This window comes from Streptomyces sp. NPDC040405, from assembly GCF_055595765.1.
Genome location: NZ_JBVIVI010000043.1, coordinates 1 through 1,130, shown reverse-complemented (window position 1 = coordinate 1,130; position 1,130 = coordinate 1). Strand labels below are relative to the sequence as shown.

Annotated in this window: 1 protein-coding gene; it reads left to right on the top strand. The window is 64.6% G+C overall.

Annotation, left to right across the window (positions count from 1 at the left end; all coding sequences use genetic code 11):
• Positions 1 to 38 precede the first annotated feature (38 nt).
• Positions 39 to 1,130, top strand: a 1,092-nt coding sequence (locus tag ACZ59A_RS44895; RefSeq protein WP_470971665.1) for an IS630 family transposase, incomplete at its 3' end; no start/stop codon positions are given.

The following is a 1,130-nucleotide window of genomic DNA, read 5'->3' as shown; positions in this document are numbered from 1 at the left end:
CTAGTGTCCTGCGCCAGTAGTTGATCGTTAGTTGTTGCGTGACTTCTTCTTCTGGTGCTTCGGTCCCTCGTCGGGGCCCGAAGCTCGAACCGTTGCTGCTCTCCGATGAGGAGAGAGTGGTGTTGCAACGGTGGTCGCGTCGGGCGACGTCGGCTCAGGCGCTGGCCCTGCGGGCGCGGATCGTGCTGGCGTGTGCGGGCCCGGAGGTGCCGCCGATCGTGGTGGTCGCCCGCGAGTTGCGGGTGGCCGCCGACACGGTCCGCAAGTGGCGGCGCCGGTTCCTGACCGAGCGGCTGGACGGCCTGACCGACGAGCCCCGGCCGGGACGACCGCCCACCATCGGTGTTGATCAGGTGGAAGCGGTCGTGGTGACCACACTGGAGGAGATCCCGAAGAACGCCACGCACTGGTCGCGGAAGTCGATGGCCGAGCACAGCGGTCTGTCGAAGTCGACCGTCGGCCGGATCTGGCGGAAGTTCCAGCTCAAGCCGCACCTCACGGACACCTTCAAGCTGTCCACCGACCCGTTTTTTGTGGAGAAGGTCTACGACGTCGTCGGGCTGTACTTCAATCCGCCCGAGGGCGCGGTGGTCCTCTCGGTGGATGAGAAGTCCCAGATCCAGGCCCTGGACCGGTCCCAGCCGGTGCTGCCGATAATGCCCGGCATGCCCGAGCGGCGCACCCATGACTACATCCGCAACGGCCTGACCACGCTGTTCGCTGCCTTCGATGTCGCCACCGGCGAGGTCATCAGCTCCCTGCACCGCCGGCACCGGGCAGCGGAGTTCAAGAAGTTCCTGATCAAGATCGACAAGGAGGTGCCCGCACACCTGCAGATCCATCTCATCTGCGACAACTACGGCACCCACAAGACACCTTCGATCAGGACGTGGCTGACCAAGCACCCGCGCTTTCACATGCACTTCACCCCGACCGGTTCCTCGTGGATCAACCAGGTCGAGCGATGGTTCGGCTTCCTGGCCGACCAGAAGATCCGCCGCGGCGCACACAAGAACGTCCAGGCACTCGAAGCCGACATCCGCGCCTGGGTCAGGAACTGGAACACAGACCCGAAGCCGTTCATCTGGACCAAGACCGCCGAGGAGATCCTCGAATCCCTCGCCCAATTC